The organism is Emticicia sp. BO119 (genome assembly GCF_013912375.1).
In the GTDB taxonomy this organism is placed as follows: domain Bacteria; phylum Bacteroidota; class Bacteroidia; order Cytophagales; family Spirosomataceae; genus Emticicia.
Map to the genome: position 1 here is coordinate 1 of NZ_JACETV010000013.1, position 18,357 is coordinate 18,357.

At 37.9% G+C, this 18,357-nt stretch carries 19 protein-coding genes; 9 read left to right on the plus strand and 10 right to left on the minus strand.

Annotated features, from left to right (window positions below):
- Positions 1-239 precede the first annotated feature (239 nt).
- The 5 genes from H1R81_RS25920 (at position 240) to H1R81_RS25940 (ending at position 5,535) form a co-directional block, all read left to right on the plus strand.
- Complete coding sequence (locus H1R81_RS25920; protein ID WP_181843671.1) at positions 240-1,043, plus strand: helix-turn-helix domain-containing protein; 804 nt, start codon at positions 240-242, stop codon at positions 1,041-1,043.
- A 94-nt stretch (positions 1,044-1,137) separates the two neighbouring features.
- Positions 1,138-1,656, plus strand: coding sequence for a dihydrofolate reductase family protein (locus H1R81_RS25925; protein ID WP_181843672.1), 519 nt, complete (start codon positions 1,138-1,140; stop codon positions 1,654-1,656).
- A 179-nt stretch (positions 1,657-1,835) separates the two neighbouring features.
- Positions 1,836-2,459, plus strand: a complete 624-nt coding sequence (locus tag H1R81_RS25930; protein ID WP_181843673.1) for an HPP family protein — start codon at positions 1,836-1,838, stop codon at positions 2,457-2,459.
- Between the two features lie 183 nt (positions 2,460-2,642).
- Entirely contained in the window at positions 2,643-3,869 is a 1,227-nt protein-coding gene (locus H1R81_RS25935; protein WP_181843674.1) for a hypothetical protein, read from the plus strand.
- A gap of 31 nt (positions 3,870-3,900) precedes the next feature.
- Positions 3,901-5,535 carry a hypothetical protein gene (locus H1R81_RS25940; RefSeq protein ID WP_220275321.1) on the plus strand — a complete coding sequence of 545 codons (1,635 nt, stop codon included), beginning with the start codon at positions 3,901-3,903 and terminating at the stop codon, positions 5,533-5,535.
- A 91-nt stretch (positions 5,536-5,626) separates the two neighbouring features.
- Here the strand turns inward: H1R81_RS25940 and H1R81_RS25945 are convergent, their stop codons facing one another.
- A complete protein-coding gene (locus tag H1R81_RS25945) occupies positions 5,627-6,745 on the minus strand; it encodes a DUF2971 domain-containing protein (RefSeq protein WP_181843676.1) in 1,119 nt (372 codons plus the stop codon).
- 28 nt (positions 6,746-6,773) lie between these two features.
- Positions 6,774-7,688, minus strand: a complete 915-nt coding sequence (locus tag H1R81_RS25950) for an alpha/beta fold hydrolase (protein ID WP_181843677.1) — start codon at positions 7,686-7,688, stop codon at positions 6,774-6,776.
- Positions 7,689-7,874: 186 nt separating this feature from the next.
- Here H1R81_RS25950 and H1R81_RS27555 point away from each other — a divergent pair, with 186 nt between their 5' ends.
- Together H1R81_RS27555 and H1R81_RS27560 are read left to right on the plus strand one after the other, a co-directional pair.
- Positions 7,875-8,636: a glycoside hydrolase family 97 N-terminal domain-containing protein gene (locus H1R81_RS27555; protein WP_229251227.1), complete on the plus strand. Its 762-nt coding sequence runs from the start codon at positions 7,875-7,877 to the stop codon at positions 8,634-8,636.
- A gap of 32 nt (positions 8,637-8,668) precedes the next feature.
- Positions 8,669-9,847, plus strand: a complete 1,179-nt coding sequence (locus H1R81_RS27560) for a glycoside hydrolase family 97 catalytic domain-containing protein (protein WP_229251228.1) — start codon at positions 8,669-8,671, stop codon at positions 9,845-9,847.
- Positions 9,848-9,916: 69 nt separating this feature from the next.
- On the opposite strand, the gene H1R81_RS25960 is transcribed toward H1R81_RS27560, so the two are convergent.
- The 5 genes from H1R81_RS25960 to rplK form a co-directional block, all read right to left on the minus strand.
- The gene (locus H1R81_RS25960; protein WP_181843678.1) at positions 9,917-11,362 is read right to left on the minus strand and encodes a Gfo/Idh/MocA family protein; all 1,446 of its coding nucleotides are present in this window, start codon (positions 11,360-11,362) and stop codon (positions 9,917-9,919) included.
- Positions 11,363-11,765: 403 nt separating this feature from the next.
- Positions 11,766-12,146 (minus strand): 50S ribosomal protein L7/L12, encoded by a 381-nt coding sequence (gene rplL, locus H1R81_RS25965; RefSeq protein WP_181843754.1) that lies wholly within the window; start codon positions 12,144-12,146, stop codon positions 11,766-11,768.
- 123 nt (positions 12,147-12,269) lie between these two features.
- Positions 12,270-12,803, minus strand: coding sequence for a 50S ribosomal protein L10 (rplJ, locus tag H1R81_RS25970; protein WP_181843679.1), 534 nt, complete (start codon positions 12,801-12,803; stop codon positions 12,270-12,272).
- Between the two features lie 2 nt (positions 12,804-12,805).
- Positions 12,806-13,504, minus strand: a complete 699-nt coding sequence (gene rplA / locus H1R81_RS25975; protein WP_181843680.1) for a 50S ribosomal protein L1 — start codon at positions 13,502-13,504, stop codon at positions 12,806-12,808.
- Between the two features lie 79 nt (positions 13,505-13,583).
- Positions 13,584-14,021, minus strand: a complete 438-nt coding sequence (gene rplK, locus H1R81_RS25980) for a 50S ribosomal protein L11 (RefSeq protein WP_181843681.1) — start codon at positions 14,019-14,021, stop codon at positions 13,584-13,586.
- A 486-nt stretch (positions 14,022-14,507) separates the two neighbouring features.
- Between rplK and H1R81_RS25985 the strand changes: the two genes are divergently transcribed.
- Both H1R81_RS25985 and H1R81_RS25990 read left to right on the plus strand, forming a co-directional pair.
- Positions 14,508-15,194: a response regulator transcription factor gene (locus H1R81_RS25985; RefSeq protein WP_181843682.1), complete on the plus strand. Its 687-nt coding sequence runs from the start codon at positions 14,508-14,510 to the stop codon at positions 15,192-15,194.
- Between the two features lie 85 nt (positions 15,195-15,279).
- A complete protein-coding gene (locus tag H1R81_RS25990) occupies positions 15,280-16,344 on the plus strand; it encodes a cell wall metabolism sensor histidine kinase WalK (RefSeq protein WP_181843683.1) in 1,065 nt (354 codons plus the stop codon).
- 50 nt (positions 16,345-16,394) lie between these two features.
- On the opposite strand, the gene H1R81_RS25995 is transcribed toward H1R81_RS25990, so the two are convergent.
- Genes H1R81_RS25995 through H1R81_RS26005 form a run of 3 tightly spaced genes read right to left on the minus strand, consistent with a single transcriptional unit; the run spans position 16,395 to position 18,210 of the window.
- Positions 16,395-16,970 (minus strand): collagen-like protein, encoded by a 576-nt coding sequence (locus H1R81_RS25995; RefSeq protein ID WP_181843684.1) that lies wholly within the window; start codon positions 16,968-16,970, stop codon positions 16,395-16,397.
- Positions 16,971-17,007: 37 nt separating this feature from the next.
- Positions 17,008-17,583 carry a collagen-like protein gene (locus tag H1R81_RS26000; protein WP_181843685.1) on the minus strand — a complete coding sequence of 192 codons (576 nt, stop codon included), beginning with the start codon at positions 17,581-17,583 and terminating at the stop codon, positions 17,008-17,010.
- A gap of 45 nt (positions 17,584-17,628) precedes the next feature.
- Positions 17,629-18,210 (minus strand): collagen-like protein, encoded by a 582-nt coding sequence (locus tag H1R81_RS26005; protein WP_181843686.1) that lies wholly within the window; start codon positions 18,208-18,210, stop codon positions 17,629-17,631.
- Positions 18,211-18,357: the final 147 nt, after the last annotated feature.

Below are 18,357 nucleotides of genomic sequence, written 5' to 3' on the forward strand. Positions count from 1 at the left end.
GGAAGTGAGATGCCATCGGGCACATATTTTTATGTGGCCAAGGTAACCTTGCAGCGATTGGATAAAAAGGATGAAACTCCCACAACTATTAAGGGTTGGATTCAACTGATAAGGTAAATAACCTGATATTTAGCTCAAAATCAATTATATTTTATAGATTTGTTAGCTGACTACTAATATTTTCATAAAATATTAGTAGTCATTTTCATATATGTTTTAGACTTATGAAATGAAGAGTTATGAAGTTAGAATTGTATCCCATCTTCCCCGAACTTCAGCCTTATATAAAGGCTATCTGTTCCATAGAAAGTGATATAGCTACACCATTCATTTCGCCTTTCAGAGTTCTGCCAGATGCTTGTGTCGAATTGTTTATCAACTTCAATAATAGTCAGGATACCTTAGCCACTATTACAGGCAGAAGAATATTTGATAATAGCCAGAGCTTTGTGATTTCACGTATGAGCGATTTTATGGATGTGCAGATGAAAAGTAAAACAGGGTTTATTTCAGTTTGCTTTTATCCAGACACAGCCTACCTGTTTTTTCAATTACCTATGAACCAGGTAGCAGATTCCCTGACAAATCTTCAGTATTTATGGCAATCAGAAGCGATACAGATGGAAGAAGAAGTAGGCAATGCTGATAGAAATGAGCAAAGGGCAGTAATTATTCAACAATATTTATTAAGACAATTAATCAGACAGAGGTTTGATAAGACTATTGCTTATTGTGTGCAGGAAATAAATAAAGCAAATACGCCATTTTCTGTAACTGAATTAGCCAATAAAGTAGGTTTAAGTCAAAGGCAATTAAGCCGGAAATTCAATTATTGTATTGGGCTTTCAACCAAAGAGTTTATTCATATTAATCGTTTTATTGCTTCATTGGTCTATCTCAAAAAATATCCCGCTATGAGCCTTACTGATATTGCTTATGAAAGCGGATATTACGATCAGGCACATTTTATACATGATTATAAATCATTTGCCGGACTTACTCCCGGTGCTGTACTAAATGCAGGAAATCTGGTGATATGTTAAAAGACCTGAGTAGTATTTTCTGTTTTCCTTCTATGTCTGATTTTTACAATTTTATTATCTGCTAACCTTGCAATTTTGTAGAAAAAACAATTGTATGAGAAAAGTAATTTTAGGATTGGCTATCAGCCTCGACAGTTTTATTGAAGGCCCTAACGGGGAATATGACTGGTGTTTTACAGACCAGGATTATGGCTTAAATGAATTTTATAAAAAAGTCGATTCGGTTTTTATCGGCCGCAAAAGCTATGAAATGTCGTATGGATTAGAAGACGGCGGAGGTTTTGGGTTGCCTAAAATGAAAGAATATGTTTTCTCCAATACTTTGCAGCAGGTAAAAGAGGGAACAACCTTAGTTTCGGGAGATATTAAGCAGGCAGTACAGAGAATAAAACAGCATGAAGGAAAAGACATCTGGCTTTTTGGTGGCGGCAGCCTCACGGCTTCTTTAATGAATTTGGGTCTGGTAGATGAATTATGGCTATCAGTTCACCCAGTCCTGTTAGGTGCAGGTAAACCCTTGTTTCAGGGCATCAAAGAGCGCGTCCCCCTTCAATTGATTGAAACTAAAGTGTATGAAACCGGGCTTGTTTCATTAAAATATGTACTGGCATAAGAAATGTCTTTAAAACATTTTTCTTTTTGCAGAGCAGGCGCATATTACCAGTCCTGCTCTGCAAAAGCTTAAATCTGATTCTTATTAATCTACTAATTCGATAGAAAAACTTGAATTTACTTACTAAGGCAAAATCAAAAAAACATATCTTTGCGGTATAATATGGTTTACAACAATACATGATAAAAAGTAGAATTAAGCGTGGACTTAGGGTTTCCCGTTATGTACTTTATAAAGAAACACTGGTTGATTTTAGAGAACATTTCTGGTCGTTTGCAGGAGCTTTTGTGGGTATAGGCTTAATTGCCTTTTTTCAAAGTAAAATTCTTACACAATTTGAGAATATATTTCTGATAGGTTCTTTTGGTGCATCAAGTGTATTAATCTACGGAGCTATTCAAAGCCCATTAGCCCAACCTCGCAATCTCATCGGTGGACACGTTATTTCGGCCTTTATAGGAGTTTCCATTTATCATTTGTTGCCTGATATAATCTGGATTACCGCACCAATGGCAGTGTCTGTCTCAATTGTTATGATGCAGATTACTAAAACGCTTCACCCACCTGGTGGTGCTACTGCGCTGATTGCAGTGGCGGGGTCAGAAAAAATCAAAGCATTAGGCTTTCTATATATTATTTCTCCTGTCTTGACCGGCTCTCTGATATTGCTTTCCATAGCACTTATTTTTAATAATATAACCACTCACCGGACGTACCCAACAAATCAGTATTTTACCCGTTCACTGATAAAAACTCTCAAAAAGACCCATAAAAAAACTAAACAGGCACTTCATTCATGGTAAAAGCAGCATAAATTAAGCTTATTTGTCAATTCTGCTCTTTATTATTAGTTATACGGCATAATTTATGCTTAGTATTCCTATACATTTCTGTTTATTATCCTCTACCGGATTACCAGTTAATTTTTTGATTTTGTGGGGGAATTATCAATTCTGTTTGTCTTTTCATAAAACACACCTTAATCAATGGAAACAACAGTTAGTCGGTCATTTACTGAAAAAAAAGCAAAATCATCCACACGAGAAATCTTATTAGGTATTCCACTATATGTTTATATAGGCGTTGTAGCTTCTCAATTAGTTATCTTAGGAATCTTATGGGATATCGCCTGGCACATGAGTATAGGGCGCGACGGCCTGTTCTCTGCGCCACATTTAGCCATATATATAGGTGCTGCTTCTGCAGGACTTTTTTCCGGCTATCAGGTATTGAAAACTTCGTTTTGGGGGAGCTTAACAGAAAAAAGCAGGATGGTTCATTTCTGGGGAGTTTTTTATAGTTCCTTAGGAGGGCTTTTTTCTATCTGGGGTGGAATTGCCGCCATTACTTCTGCACCGTTTGATGATTGGTGGCATAATACTTATGGTTTAGATGTACAGATTTTCTCTCCGCCACACACAGTTTTGCTATTAGGTTTAATGAGTGTACAAATGGGGGCTATGCTGGCCGTGTTAGCCATACTAAACCGTAAAGAAAAAATTTTACATTTATCTGAGCAACAAAATATTATTCGTATCAAACGCTTACAATGGATGTTTATTTTTACAGCAGGGTTTCTCATTACTACTGTATTTACAACGCTCTCTGAATTCTTAGACCGTTGGGCCATGCACAGTACAGTATTCTATCAGATAAGTGCTGCGGCTTTTCCTCTTTTCTTATTGGCTACCGCCCGAGGCTCGGGTATGAAATGGGGTACTACCTGCATTACCATCATATTTATGGTGTTTCACTGGGCAGTAAATGCAACTTTACGTTTATTACCTGCCGAACCATTATTAGGCCCTATTTATAATAAAATCACAACCTATCAGACTTTAGGTTTTCCTATACTTCTCGTTTTCCCGGCTTTCGGAATAGACTGGTTAAGAGCAAAGCTCTCTGCCAAAAATGACTGGTTGGTAAGTCTGGTTTTAGGATTTGCCTACCTTTTCATCTTTTTTGTAATTCATTATCCATTCGGAAACTTCATATTGGAATCTCCTTTGGCTCGCAACTGGTTTTGGGGAAGTGCCTCCTGGTCTTACCCGAATGAACCTTCCTGGGAATTTCGCTATAAATTTGCGGAATGGAATACTACCAAAGGTATTGACAACTGGGCAAGTGGGTTAGGGATAGCCTTATTATTGAGTCTCGTATCTACTCGTATAGGTTTGGCATGGGGCAAATGGATGCAAAAAGTACAACGCTGAATTTGAAGTAATTTTTTAATAAATGAAAAAAATGACAAGGATATATATAAAAATAGTAGCCTTTCTTTTAATAAATGTCGGGCTTATCAGTCGGGTGGATGCCCATATTGGTAGCGCAGGTGTTGTGCAGGAAGGGAAAGCCGGAAACTATCAAATACAGGTATATATAGAGCCGCCTGATGTAATCCCCGGAGTAGCAAAGGTGTCAGTTTCTGTTGATGGAATGGATATTGAAAGTGTAAAGCTGAGCCCAATTTATTATTGGGCAGGAGATGAGGGCTCTCCTAAAGAAGATGAAGCCCTGCCGGTAGCAGGCGAATCAGGAAAATTTGAAGGTAAGATATGGCTCATGGAAACTGGTGCAGCCAGTGTAAAAATAGTGATTGAAGGTAAAAGAGGTAAGGGAGAAACACTGATTCCTATTGCTGCAATTGCCACTGCTAAACGTGATTTACCTAAATCTTTAGGGTGGGTTCTGGCTGGTTTAGCTGTGCTTTTGGTAGGTATCATGACAACCATTGTAGGCGCAAGCACAAGTGATAGCCTGCTAAAGCCTGGGGTTGAAGGAGATAAAAAGACAAACAGGCGTAGAGTAGTGGGGTCTACAGTTGGCCTGAGTTTTTGCGGGCTTTTGTTGTTTGTAGGCAATGACTGGTGGGGTTCTATATCGAAAGATTACAGAGCCAATTATCTGTTCCGGCCCTATACGGCTACCTCTACTGCAAAAATGCAAAATGGCCAGAGGATATTAAATTTTAAAATAGATGCAAATTCTATTGAACGCCGTTGGACAAGTTATGTGATTCCTGACCACGGAAAACTGATGCACTTATTCCTGATAAGACAAGGCACCTTAGATGCTTTTGCGCATCTGCACCCTGTCAGAAAAGATACCATTACTTTTGAAGCCCCATTGCCAAATCTACCTGCCGGCAAATATCTCGTATATGCCGATATTCTCCGTTTTCATGGCTTGCAATATACAATCGCCGATACAGTAGAAATTCCGGCATTAAAGATTTCAGCAGAAAACTTTGAAAAACAAACAGGTGATTCTGATGATACTTATGTAGTAACTAATCCGATTAATACCAAAACTTCGACTATACAAGATGCCGGAATCAGTATTTGTGGTACTCCGGGCGTAAAAACTCCTTTACAGGATGGTTCAAGTATTGTATGGGAAGAAAAACCTGATCAGGCTTTAAAAGCAGGACAGGTATATAATTTAAAATTTTCAGTGATAAGCCCCGATGGAAAGCCGGCTGAATTGCAGACCTACTTAGGTATGATGGGCCATGCAGCTATTCTGAAAGAAGATGGCTCGGTTTATATACACTTACATCCGAATGGTACTTTTTCAGCCACTTCTCAACAAGTGATGGAAAAACGTGTGGGTGAAAAAACTAACCCAAGCCCACATTTGAGTAACGCCAAGAAATTCAGAGATAGTATCGATAATATATTGCTGCAATTACAAGCAATGCCCGAAGCAGAGAGAGATAAATTATTAATGAGGGGGATGATACACCAAACTACCGGACATCATAGCGGAAGTGTCAGCTTTCCGTATGTATTTCCAAGCGCAGGTAATTATCGAATCTGGCTCCAGATAAAAAGAGATGGCAAGATTCTGACAGGGGCTTTTGATGCAAAAGTGATATGAACTTGACTCTTCATACTCTATTAAAAACTATTAACCAAATAGACCTCGAACTTCAAATTAGGCTATGCCATTTTATTAGAGGTCTACCTGCTTATTCATTATAATACTCCCAATTTTTAAATGCCAATTTATCTCCTGAAATTGGGATACAAGTGAAGTATTTAATATTTTGAGTATGATACCTATTAAAGATTTTGTAAATTCTTTTTTTGATTTCTTCTGGGGTTCTCATACCAAAATATATGCCTGTCAAGCATTCAAGAGGATAGTGGTAAATTCTTTCTTCAGGATCTTTTCTTTCATCAAAGTTGATATTTATACCTCTCCATTCATTTTCATAAGCCCAAGGTGTAGTCTTAGTCAAAAAAGCATTTTCTAATTCATATGCATATTCATGAACCCAACCTTTAGATATACCAATTAAATCACAATCATATTCATTATCAAATACTGGAATAAAATCAAAAAAATTAATGTAAGGTTGTTTATCTTGATATTTTACTTTTCCTATTCTTTCCCAAAAGATTGTTTCCTCAACCTGTCTCTCTGAAATTCTTTTCAGATACTCTTCTTTGTTATGATTTTTGTATTTTGATATTTTATATGGAAAAAGGCCACTATTCTCAAGGGTAAATTCTAAACAGATACCGTAATGTTTGCTTGCATAATGTGACCACATCAAAAAGTTATCATTTCTTTCAGAAAAACAAGTGATGTAACTATTCTCAAGAAATTTAGTAGTTAATCTTTTAATTTCGACTTGGAAATTTGATATATCTAATTTAAATGGAATGGCATTAGAAGTTGAAAGGAGAATGTTTTCCAATTTATCAAAAGAAATAAATTCTTGATTTAAAGCTAATTGATTTAATTTATCAAAAAGCAATTCTTTATAAACTGTCCTTAATTTCTTGTTTTTATTAAAGGCTAAAAGTTTCCTGTTATTCAACTTTTCATTGTCAGCTATTTTCTCTGGGCTAATTTTCAAAGTTGTTTTAAATAAAAACCAAAACAGACTTTCAATTTGGTTAATTTCAGTTGGTCTAAATTCAATTCTTACACTTAAGTCTAATGGGTCATTAAGTTCTGAATATGAAGAAAAATACAACTCTTGGTAATATAATTCTTTAAATAATAAATCATTTAGAGGTCTGTATTTATAGAGCAGATTCATGGTTAATGTTTTGTTTAGAGGTAAAGTCTCGGTCATTTTTTATACCAAACTACATAACCACAGTTTATTTCTTAATTGATTTTATATCATCAATTGCTTTCTCCAACAAAGCATTAAACTTCTCCGGCTTTTCAAGCATGGGATAATGCCCCGTTTTACCCACATTAAAAAAACGATAAGCAATTCCATTTTTTCTGAAAGCCACAGTATCAGTAGGGTTAGCAGAACTATTAATCAGATATAAAGGCATTTTTAAGTTTTTTAATTTCTCATCTCCCTGATAGCTCATGCTTTGTTCAATGCAATCTAAGGCTATTGTAGAATCAGAATTGGCAATATCATCTACTACTCTTTTGCGGATTGATTTAGGCGTTGACGGAGCAAACAAAGCCTTCTTAACATAAGCTGTAACCGTTTTCTTATAATGTGCTCTGGCCTTTTCAAAAAACGCTTCTGTCTCTTTTTTCGATTGTGGTGTGTCCTTTGCACCATACGTATTAAAATTATCAATACCTATCAGGCCAATCACACGAGGCTGGTTATTCAATGCTGCCTCTAAAGCAATAGCTCCGCTCATAGAATGTCCGATAAGAATTACATTTTTTAAGTCTAATCCATTCAAAACAGCCGAAACATCATTGGCATAATCTTCTACTGTCCATGATTTTCTGTTTTTGCCAGACTCTCCGAAACCAGGTAGATCCATCTCAATTACTCTGAAATGTTTAGCAAAAACAGTATCCTGATTTCCCCAATAAGACCTGTTAATTCCCCATCCATGGATAAATACAAGGGTTGTGTCACCTTTTTTGCTATCATCATAGGCGATATTTACACCTTTATTTTCAACCTTGAAATTCTCTGCCGAATCTTTGGGTATTGCTGTAGAATCTATCGTTGAATAAGTGTTAGCAGGATTTGTACATGCCACTGGTAAAATCAAAGAAAGGATACTGAATAGTTTTATTAATCGGGTCATATTATCTGATTTTAACTTGTATTTTAAAAATTATGATAAAAACTTATGCCATATCTGTTTAACAATTACGCATAAAATAAAAACGGTATTTTCCTGAAAGTTTAAAGATTCGTTTAAAATATTTTTAAGTGCATGATCGAATCCTGAAGAATTATTGAATCTTTGTGATAAATATACTATCAACCTATGAAACATTCTTTATTCGCACTATTGTTGGCGTTATGCTATTTAGATGCCCGTGCAAAAGATTCCTATGAGCTTGATTCTCCCGACGGTAAAATCAATTTTACGATTTTTGTTAGTCAGAATACTGTTTTCTACAAGGTAGGATACAAAAATACGCCGATTATTAACAATAGCCCATTAAGTCTTTCATTTAAAGAAGGTGATTTTAATCATAATGTTCAGATATCGAACGGGGTATATCGCGATGGCAGAGAAACGTATGATTTGGTAGTAGGTAAGGCAAAACATATCAGTGAGCCCTATAAAGAACTTACGATTCAGGTACAACAGACACAAAAGCCGGGATTGTCATTTTCAGTTGTTATCAGGGCTTTTAATGGTGGTTTGGGGTTCAGGTATGAATTACCACAATGGCCTGGTCATGGTTCATTTACACTGCTTGAAGAAAATACAACTTTTAATTTCATCGGCGATCCTTTTGCCAGAACCCTTATCTTACCTAATTATACAAGTTCGCATGAAGGTCTTTATACCAAAGAGCCGTTGAGCCATATAGCTAAGGATACGTTGATAGATATGCCCGCACTTTTTGAGTTTAAGAATAAAGTTTACCTGTCTATAACCGAAGCAGCTTTAGCAGACTACGCAGGTATGTACTTATCTAAGAATAAAGACACAGGAGTATTGCAAAGTAAACTTTCGCCATATCCATCTGATAAAAGTATTAAAGTAAAAGCTTCTCTGCCACATCATAGCCCCTGAAGGTCTTATTAATCAGTGATAAAGTAGGTGATTTGTTAGAATCAAATATTATAACAAATCTTAATGAACCCTCCCGTATTCTTGATACGTCCTGGTTAAGACCCGGTAAAACTACTTTCCCCTGGTGGAATGGGAATGTAATGCCTGATACGATTAATGCACCCGGAAACAATTTTGTGAGTGCCCAATATTATATAGATTTCTGTGCCCGCAATAATATCGATTATCACTCAGTAGTGGAGTATGGTCTGCATCAGTGGTATGTTGATGATGGTGTGGGGTTTCAGCCGGGCCCAAACTCAGATGCTACCAAGCCTGTACCAGGTTTAGATATGGCCGAAATATGTGCGTATGCCAAATCGAAAGGTGTAGACATAAGAGTATGGGTACATTGGGCTGCGTTATATCCTAAATTAGATAAGGCATTTGAGCTGTATGAAAAATGGGGCTTAAAAGGCATGATGGTAGATTTTATGGATAGAGATGATCAGGAAATGGTGAATATCCAGAACGAAATTCTGGAAAAAGCAGCTAAACACCATTTGCATATTCAGTTTCATGGAGCCTATAAACCTACAGGAATGCACCGTACCTATCCGAATGAATTTACGAGAGAAGGCACATTGAACTATGAGTGTAACAAGTGGGCTAATTACATTAAGCCCGGTATGGACGTTGACATTGCTTTTACCCGACTGATTGCCGGAAGTACCGATTATCATTTAGGTGGCTTCAGGGCAGTACCGCCTTCACAAATAAAGCCTAATTATACCCGACCGCTTATGTTAGGCACTCGTTGCCACATGATGGCAATGTATGTAGTGCTTGAAAATTATGTACAGATGGTATGCGATTACCCCGAGGCTTATGAAGGGCAAAAAGGTTTTGAGTTTATTCAGGAGGTTCCAACCATCTGGGACGAAACGAAGGTGCTGGATGCTAAACCTGACGAATACATTGTAATGGCAAGAAAAAAGAATAATGACTGGTACATTGGAGCCATTAATAACGATACTGCCAGAGATATTAAAGTAGCTTTTGATTTTTTAGATAATGGCAACTATGAAGCTACTATTTATGCCGATGCCGAAGATACGGCTACAAACCCGAATAATCTGACAAAAAAAGTAATGACTTTAGATAAAACTGCCGCTATTTTTCTGAAATTAGCCAGTGGCGGAGGTTTGACCGTGCAATTAAAAAAGAAATAATATCTAAGACTCATAAAGATAGAAAAAGGGCTTTATCAAGAAGCCCTTTTTCTATCTTTTATGTATTGCTTATATCCAACCTCCGGCACGATACTCTCTTTTGACGAACGCATTGGCCTGGTCGAAATTGGTGATTTTCATATTAGGACCATCCCATAGGAGTTTCTTACGCCCGATATAATTGTTTTTGGAATCACGGAGTAAGAATGAACGAACAGCCAGATTTCCCATCAAGACTGTTTCGGTAAGTGGGCCGGACTGGTCGAATGATGAACTGGTATAAGTACCGAAACCAGCTTTACAGGCTTTTACCCATTGTTGCTGGTGTCCTTCAGTATCACCTTCAACAAGTGGGCGTTTTGGCGCAGGTAATTTTACATTCAGGAACTTAGATTCAGGGAAAAACTTAGGGTTATTTCCAAAAAGTTCAGTTGCTAAAATACCTTTACTACCTATAAACAAAACACCTCCATCAATACTTGTAAATACTTTATCATAATCACAACCATCGGGTAGTTGTGGACGGATTCCCCCGTCATACCAATTCAGGCTTAGTTCTTTGAATTGTTTACCCTTTGGATTCGGGAATTTCAGGTGAATAGCCGATGATGGTGGGCAAACATCATCAAAATGGGCTTCCTTGAAGAAATCGGCATATACCTGTCCTACCGAACATTCTACCGAGGTAGGAGAACCCAGTTTCAAGGCACGGAAGGGCACATCAATAAAGTGGCAACCCATATCGCCTAATGCCCCTGTACCAAAGTCCCAGTATCCGCGCCAACGGAATGGCATATAAGCTTCGTGATAATCACGCATAGGAGCAGTTCCTATCCATAAATCCCAGTTAACTTCAGGTGGTATCGGCTGATTCATACCCTTATCTTTCGGAGATTGTACACCTTGTGGCCATACCGGGCGGTTTGTCCATACTTCAACCGTATGTACATCACCAATCATACCACTCTGGATAATGGCTTCTGTGATACGTGTTCCTTTACCGCTACTACCCTGATTACCCATCTGGGTAACTAATTTGTATTTTTTGGCTGCCTCTGTTAATTGGCGGGCCTCCCATATATCATGTGTCAATGGTTTTTCAACATACACGTGTTTGCCTAACTGCATGGCCGACATCGCTATCGGATAGTGCATATGGTCTGGTGTAGTAACAATTACGGCATCAATATTTTTAGCTTCTTTTTCAAGCATCTGGCGATAATCTTTAAAATAAGGTGCTTTCGGGAATTGCTTTCTGAATTTCTCTGACATTCTATCGTCGACATCACAAAGTGCTACAATATTGTCACTTCCCTTATTATAAGCCAGCGGGATGTTTACCTCAGCCTTACCACCGCAACCTACAGCAGCCATGTTCAGTTTATCGCTGGGAGCAACAAAACCTTTGCCTAAAACGTGGCGAGGAACAATCATAAAACCTGCTGAAGCTAATGTCGCACTTTTAAGAAAACTACGTCGTGAAGATTCGTTTTGTTTTTTGTTTGAGTTTTTCATAGGTAAATAGAAGTTTGAAAGAGTTTTGTTTTATTGTACAACTTGTCTATACAAATCTGGCAGAAAAGTACAAAATATTATTTAGAATGTTATGGTGAAAAGAAGGTTTTTTAAGAAGAGAAAGGAACAGGGAGGAATGGAGAAAGGAAAAAATTGTGGCGCGAGCATCCGCGCGGCGTCCGCCAGCTCGCAGTGGGAATAAGGAAAAGAGAGAAACGAAAAAAATGGAAGAAGGTTTGTAAACAGAAAAATGTAAAACCGAGAAATGAAAATTGTAAAAGTAAAGGTACTAAATGAGAAAGTCAAAAATCGTAGTCAAAGTAATTCCCCTTTAGGGGTTAGGGGCAAAACAAAAGCCCGAAAGGTTGCTTTCGGGCTTTGTTCTGAGATGGTATCAGTAAAATTATTTTACTTCTACTTCTGCACCAGCTTCTTCTAAAGATTTTTTCAAACCTTCAGCTTCATCTTTAGCAACACCTTCTTTCAATGGTTTCGGAGCTGAGTCTACTAAGTCTTTAGCTTCTTTCAAGCCAAGACCAGTAAGATCTTTCACTAACTTCACAACTTGAAGTTTGTTAGGACCAGCACCTTTCAAGATTACGTCGAAAGATGTTTTTTCTACTGGAGCTTCAGCAGTGTCAGCAGCAGGACCACCTTGTACCATTACTGGAGCAGCAGCTGCAGGCTCAATGCCATACTCGTCTTTCAATATTTGTGCTAATTCGTTTACTTCTTTTACAGTCAAATTTACTAATTGCTCTGCAAATGCTTTCAAATCTGCCATTTTTGTATAGAATTTAAAAGTTAATACTTGTTTTTGATAAATAATTTTGAATTTAATATCAGCCAGTCTGGCTGATGGGTGTTTACTGTATATAACCATTGAAGGTTACAGTCTGTAAACGAATTAGGCTGCGTCTCTCTCCGACAAAGTCTTGATAATACCAGCCAATTTGTTGCCACCGCTTTGCAAGCCAGAAATAACATTTTTGGCAGGTGATTGCAACAAACCGATAACTTCGCCAATCAATTCTTGCTTTGATTTCAAAGTCAGCAACGTATCCAATTGGTCGTGGCCGATGAATAAAGCAGAATCGACAGAAGCACCTTTAAGAGTGATGCTGTTTTTGTTAGCTTTCAGGAAGTCTTTAATCAATTTTGCAGCTACTTTGCCCGACTCATCGTGGAACATCACACCTGAAAAACCTTTAAGAACAGTTCCGTCAAACGACGAATAATCGGTATCTAATCTTTCAAGAGCCTTGCTGATTAGTGTATTTTTCACTACACGATACTCAATACCACGCTCGAAACACAAACGACGTAATTCATTGGTTTTAGCAACGTTCAATCCGCTTGCATCGGTGATATAGAAGTAAGGGGTAGCTGCAAATTTCTCAGCCAACTCTTCAATTATTGCTCCTTTTTCTTCTTTTGTCATGATTACAATCCATTAATGGTTGTTTTGTCGATTTGAATACCAGGTCCCATAGTGCTGGCAAGTGCTATGCTTTTCACATAAGTACCTTTAGCAGAAGATGGTTTCAATTTCAACAAAGTCTGAATCAATTCTGTAGCATTTTCTGCTAATTTCTCAGGCGAGAAAGAAACCTTACCGATGGAAGCGTGAATGATACCGGTTTTATCAACTTTAAAGTCAATTTTACCAGCTTTCACTTCTTTTACTGCTGTTGCTACGTCGAGCGTTACAGTACCAGACTTAGGGTTTGGCATCAATCCGCGTGGTCCGAGGATTTTACCTAACTTACCAAGTTTAGCCATTACAGTTGGCATCGTGATGATTACGTCGATGTCGGTCCAACCTTGTTCGATTTTTTGGATGTATTCGTCCAGACCTACAAAATCAGCGCCAGCAGCTTTTGCATCAGCTTCTTTATCAGGTGTACATAATACTAAAACGCGAACAGTTTTACCGGTTCCGTGTGGTAGAGCTACCACACCACGTACCATTTGGTCAGCCTTACGAGGGTCAACACCTAAACGAACGTGAACATCTACCGAAGAGTCGAATTTGGTGTATGAAATCTGCTTCAGAACATCAGCTGCATCTTTTAGAGAATAAGCTTTAGCAGCATCATACTTCGACATTGCTTCCTTTCTTTTTTTGGTCAATTTTGCCATTTGCTTTGTTTGGTTATAGCGTTATGCCGTGCATAACTCCCATGAATAATAATGAATGAGTAACAATCATTCGGTGTTTTTAAAACGGTGCGTTGCCCGAGATAGTAATGCCCATGTTTTTGGCAGTACCGGCAATCATCTTCATTGCTGATTCAACAGTAAAGCAATTCAAGTCTGGCATTTTGGTTTCGGCAATAGTTTTTACCTGATCCCAAGTTACCGAACCAACTTTCTTACGATTGGGTTGGTCTGAACCTGTTTTTACCTTAGATGCTTCTAACAGCATGATAGCAGCGGGTGGAGTTTTGATCGCAAATTCAAACGACTTGTCAGTAAAGTAAGTAATTACTACTGGCAAAATCATACCCACTTTATCCTGAGTACGAGCGTTGAATTGTTTACAAAATTCCATGATGTTCAAACCTTTAGAACCCAATGCCGGACCAATTGGTGGTGAAGGGTTGGCTTGACCGCCTTTTACCTGAAGTTTCACATATCCTGCGATGTCTTTCGCCATTGTCTTTCAGATTTTAAGGAATTTTACAAAAAGATTTGTTTGAGTCTTGAAGAAGGGCTCACATTCCTGCCTCAGTATCAATCATTTCCGTTGATTTTGGTTCAGAAATTTCACCTTTTATCAGGGGAAGCGACACCGTGTGAATAGGCATCAAGATAAAGACTGATTTCTGCCGGCTCAAAAAGTATTTACATACCTTTTGAAAATCGGACTGCAAAAGTAGGAGTTTTTGATTTCTTACGCAAAAAAAATGTAAAGTATTTTCTAAAAATCTTACAAATTTCCAGAAATGATTAAATATAGAGAAGCAACTGACTATAAAGAGGTTACATATAGGTTTTCGATAGGGCAGAGTATGACATTTTTGGGTAAAAATGCTATAAAACAATGATTTATAATACCCTTTGATAAGATTTAACATTGACTTAACACACCTAACGATTTTTTAACCATAACTTTGCAGTACACTAATTGAAAAACGCCTTTATGAGTTCTGCTCACCGTGTTTTAGTAGTTGACGATGAAGCCGATATTGTTGAATTGTTAAGCTACAACCTTGAAAAGGAGGGGTATAAGGTCGCTACTGCCCCTGATGGAAAAAAAGCTATTGAAGTTGCCCGTGAGTTTCTGCCTGACTTAGTTATTCTTGATATAATGATGCCACACATGGATGGTATCGAAGTAGGGCGGACCCTCCGCTCCATGCCTGAAATGAAGAATATCTACATTCTATACCTGACTGCCCGCTCTGAAGAATACTCTGAAATTGCCGCATTTGAAGTTGGCGCCGATGATTATCTGACCAAACCTATCAAGCCCCGTGCTTTAATGAGCCGTATCAATGCGTTCTTCCGCCGTGAGGCTCAGAAATCAGACACAAGCGATACACTTGAAGTGGCCGGTCTGAACATTAATCGTCAGAATTATACGGTTACCAAGCAAGATGGTTCAACTATCGTATTACCAAAAAAGGAATTTGAATTACTTTTCTTCTTAGCCCAGTATCCTAACAAAGTATTCAGCCGCGACGAAATCCTGCAGAAAATCTGGGGGGTTGATATTTTCGTAGTAGAGCGTACAATCGACGTACACATCCGTAAAGTACGCGAAAAAGTAGGCGAAAACTACATCAAAACCCTAAAGGGTGTAGGATATATGTTTACAGATGAGTAATAATCTGTATAAAAAGATAATTATCAGTTAACTTTGTATAAGTTTTATACAAAGAAGAAACTGATAATTTAACCATTCACCCGGAATGTCGTTTAGCCCCCGTATTATTGCATTTTTTCTTGCCGTATTAATTACGACCGTTTCTATTGTATTCTTAAGTTTTGTACCTAATGTGAGTGCGGCTATGTTGTTTGTGGTAGGTGTATCTTCTTTTTTCGCCTCTTTCTTTTTTGTCTTTTATACCATTGATATTCTGGTCTTTCGAGAGGTAGAGCAGATTTACAAGACCATTCAGAAACTCAAAATCCGTGATTTTGATATTTCACGTAAGACTTTAATCAGAAGTGTGAATCCCATCAAGAAATTAAATTCCGAGATTTCAACGTACGTGACCCGTAAACAACAGGAAATTGACGAATTAAAAAAAATGGAGGTATTCAGACGTGAGTTTCTGGCCGATGTATCGCACGAATTGAAAACCCCCATTTTTGCCGCACAAGGCTTTATTCATACATTGTTGGACGGAGCTATGGAAGACCCAGTCATCCTTGAACGCTTTTTAAACAAAGCCGCCAAAAGTCTCGATGGCCTTGATGCACTGGTGAGAGACCTTGTCACGCTTTCGCAGGTAGAAAAAGGTGACCTGAAGATGCACTTCGAAAAAGCCGACCTGAAACATATTACCGAAGAAATATTCGAGCAACTGGAGTCGAAAGCCAAAACCAGAGGCGTAACACTTAAAATTAAACCTAAAGAACTACAATCAGCCTGGGTAACCGCCGATAAACAGCGTATCTCTCAGGTGATTACCAATCTGGTCGACAATGCCATTAAGTATGGTAAAGAAAACGGAAAGATCATTGTAGAGATAGAAGAAGAGAAAAAATACTTTCAGGTTTCTATAGAAGACGATGGCCCGGGTATATCGCCTGAGCACCTTTCCCGTATCTTTGAGCGTTTTTATCGCATAGATAAAAGCCGCTCCCGTGAAACCGGTGGCACAGGCTTAGGCTTGGCTATAGTAAAGCATATTCTGAATGCTCATCATTCTAAAATCAGTGTTACAAGCAAGATTGATAAAGGTACTCGATTCTCTTTCAGATTACCTGTGGCAAGTGAATCAGCAACGATAAAAGAAGGGGTAAAATGACATATTATTAGCCATCTACCCCATTCTACAGCAAAACAACGAGAGTACTTTTAATCTTCAAGATTAAAAGCTTTTTTCACGGCTTTATAGTCTCTTAGGTCTACACTTTTCAGGCGGGCCCCACTTACACCGGGAATAATAACAACCCTGAATTCTTCATCTATAAAATTATCCTCTGACGGAGTAATGTTTTTTGTGCGCTTTATTAAGCAATCAACTTGTTTAAGCTTTGTATCAAAGCTATAAATTATCTGGTGGGCTCCATTTACAGGGTCAGGACGTTGAAGTATAAAAGGAAGAGGATAAATAACATCTGGGGTATCTGAAATCCGGTTAAAAACCAAAACCAAACCATCTTTTATAATATTATCAGTTAGCTGGTTAAGTTTATTACCGCTCAATGATACTTTGACTGTAAATGTCTTGGGGTCATATGCCTTAATAAAATCAGCTACTGTAAAACGATACCACTCAGTTGCTATTACATTAAACTTTGTAAGATCCCCCGTTGGGCCTTTATCTCCCGTTAAGCCTTGTGGACCAATCGGGCCAGCCTCTCCTGCAGGCCCTTTACAGGCAAATACAGTTAACAACAGGCATATAAAAAGAATTGTATATATTTTCATGTTATTTTTTTATTTATAGATTGATTGTCAGAGATGATTAGTCTTTCAGATTAAGAGCTTTCTTTACAGCTTCGTAATTATTAAAATCAATGTTTTGAAGACGATAGCCACTGGCACCGGGAATAATAATGAAACGATACTCTTCATCAGCAAGATATTTATTAATATCTACTGATTTTGAGAACTCTACAAAACAATCAATTCCTTTTGGGTAAGCAGCTATATAACGACTTATCTGCAAACCAGACTCAACATTGCCATAATCTATCACATTTGGCAACGAAATAATTCTGGCTTTATCAGCCGCCCAACGATGATACGACAGAATAACACCATCGTCCAGTATTTTTTGAGATAATTTATCCAGCTCGCCACCCGAAAATCCCTGAGACGTATATAATAAATCCGGATCATAAAATTTAATCTGTTCTGCTTTGGTAATTGAAATCCAGTTTGTGGCAAATATTTCGGCGACACCCGGATCACCTGCTGCACCAATTTTCCCTTTTTCTCCCTTTGGCCCTATCAGACCGGTATCACCAGCCTCTCCTTTACAGCCATTAAATAGTAATGAAATACAGAGTAAGATGAGTATATAAAAAGTATTTTTCATAAGAAATTTCAATTTTTGAGTTTTAAAAAGCCTGTAATAGAGAGTCTAATCGTTCAGATTGAAATAATCCTTAACCGCTTCATAATTAGTTAAATCAATATTTTTTAATCGGAAACCACTTGGTCCCGGAATGATGATAAAGCGGTATTCTTCATCTTGCAGATATTTACTGATATCGGCTACCGATTTTGAGTATTCTATATAGCAGGCTATTTTTTTAGAACTGGGTGCGAAGTAGTAAGTCTGTTGCAGATTTTCACCGGTAGCGCCATAGTCAACGAAATAAGGAAGAGCCATAATCTTGCTTTTATCTGCTGATTTACGGACATAGGCCAGTATCACCCCGTCATCAATTACTTTCTGCGATATTTTGTCAATCTCGGTCCCGGTAAAATCTGTTCCGGTGTATAACCCATTTTTAACGTAGTGGTTTACATGATCTTGTTTGGTAACTGCAATCCAGTTGGTAGCATATAGCTTTGCACTTCCTGCAACCCCCTTTGCCCCGGTATCTCCTTTATCTCCCTGTGGCCCTATTGGTCCTTGTTCTCCGGCAGGGCCTTCACAGGCAATCGTTAGCAATACTATTATTGATAGTATGAAAGGATAGTAAATGGTTTTCTTCATAAATAGAGTTAAGTTTAAAATTCGCATCAAAATTCTTATCTTTTCAATACCGTATCAATACGGCATTTGTCGTATTTTTTATGCATACCTTTAAGAGAAACCATTTTCTTAGCCGGGAAAATCCTTGACTCTGATAAATAAAGAAGC

Bases quoted from the DNA above. Each gene is read 5' to 3' on its own strand.
- H1R81_RS25920 (WP_181843671.1), top strand. From the start codon at position 240: ATGAAGTTAGAATTGTATCCCATCTTCCCCGAACTTCAGCCTTATATA.
- H1R81_RS25925 (WP_181843672.1), top strand. From the start codon at position 1,138: ATGAGAAAAGTAATTTTAGGATTGGCTATCAGCCTCGACAGTTTTATT.
- H1R81_RS25930 (WP_181843673.1), top strand. From the start codon at position 1,836: ATGATAAAAAGTAGAATTAAGCGTGGACTTAGGGTTTCCCGTTATGTA.
- H1R81_RS25935 (WP_181843674.1), top strand. From the start codon at position 2,643: ATGGAAACAACAGTTAGTCGGTCATTTACTGAAAAAAAAGCAAAATCA.
- H1R81_RS25940 (WP_220275321.1), top strand. From the start codon at position 3,901: ATGACAAGGATATATATAAAAATAGTAGCCTTTCTTTTAATAAATGTC.
- H1R81_RS25945 (WP_181843676.1), bottom strand. From the start codon at position 6,745: ATGACCGAGACTTTACCTCTAAACAAAACATTAACCATGAATCTGCTC.
- H1R81_RS25950 (WP_181843677.1), bottom strand. From the start codon at position 7,688: ATGACCCGATTAATAAAACTATTCAGTATCCTTTCTTTGATTTTACCA.
- H1R81_RS27555 (WP_229251227.1), top strand. From the start codon at position 7,875: ATGAAACATTCTTTATTCGCACTATTGTTGGCGTTATGCTATTTAGAT.
- H1R81_RS25960 (WP_181843678.1), bottom strand. From the start codon at position 11,362: ATGAAAAACTCAAACAAAAAACAAAACGAATCTTCACGACGTAGTTTT.
- rplL (WP_181843754.1), bottom strand. From the start codon at position 12,146: ATGGCAGATTTGAAAGCATTTGCAGAGCAATTAGTAAATTTGACTGTA.
- rplJ (WP_181843679.1), bottom strand. From the start codon at position 12,803: ATGACAAAAGAAGAAAAAGGAGCAATAATTGAAGAGTTGGCTGAGAAA.
- rplA (WP_181843680.1), bottom strand. From the start codon at position 13,504: ATGGCAAAATTGACCAAAAAAAGAAAGGAAGCAATGTCGAAGTATGAT.
- rplK (WP_181843681.1), bottom strand. From the start codon at position 14,021: ATGGCGAAAGACATCGCAGGATATGTGAAACTTCAGGTAAAAGGCGGT.
- H1R81_RS25985 (WP_181843682.1), top strand. From the start codon at position 14,508: ATGAGTTCTGCTCACCGTGTTTTAGTAGTTGACGATGAAGCCGATATT.
- H1R81_RS25990 (WP_181843683.1), top strand. From the start codon at position 15,280: ATGTCGTTTAGCCCCCGTATTATTGCATTTTTTCTTGCCGTATTAATT.
- H1R81_RS25995 (WP_181843684.1), bottom strand. From the start codon at position 16,970: ATGAAAATATATACAATTCTTTTTATATGCCTGTTGTTAACTGTATTT.
- H1R81_RS26000 (WP_181843685.1), bottom strand. From the start codon at position 17,583: ATGAAAAATACTTTTTATATACTCATCTTACTCTGTATTTCATTACTA.
- H1R81_RS26005 (WP_181843686.1), bottom strand. From the start codon at position 18,210: ATGAAGAAAACCATTTACTATCCTTTCATACTATCAATAATAGTATTG.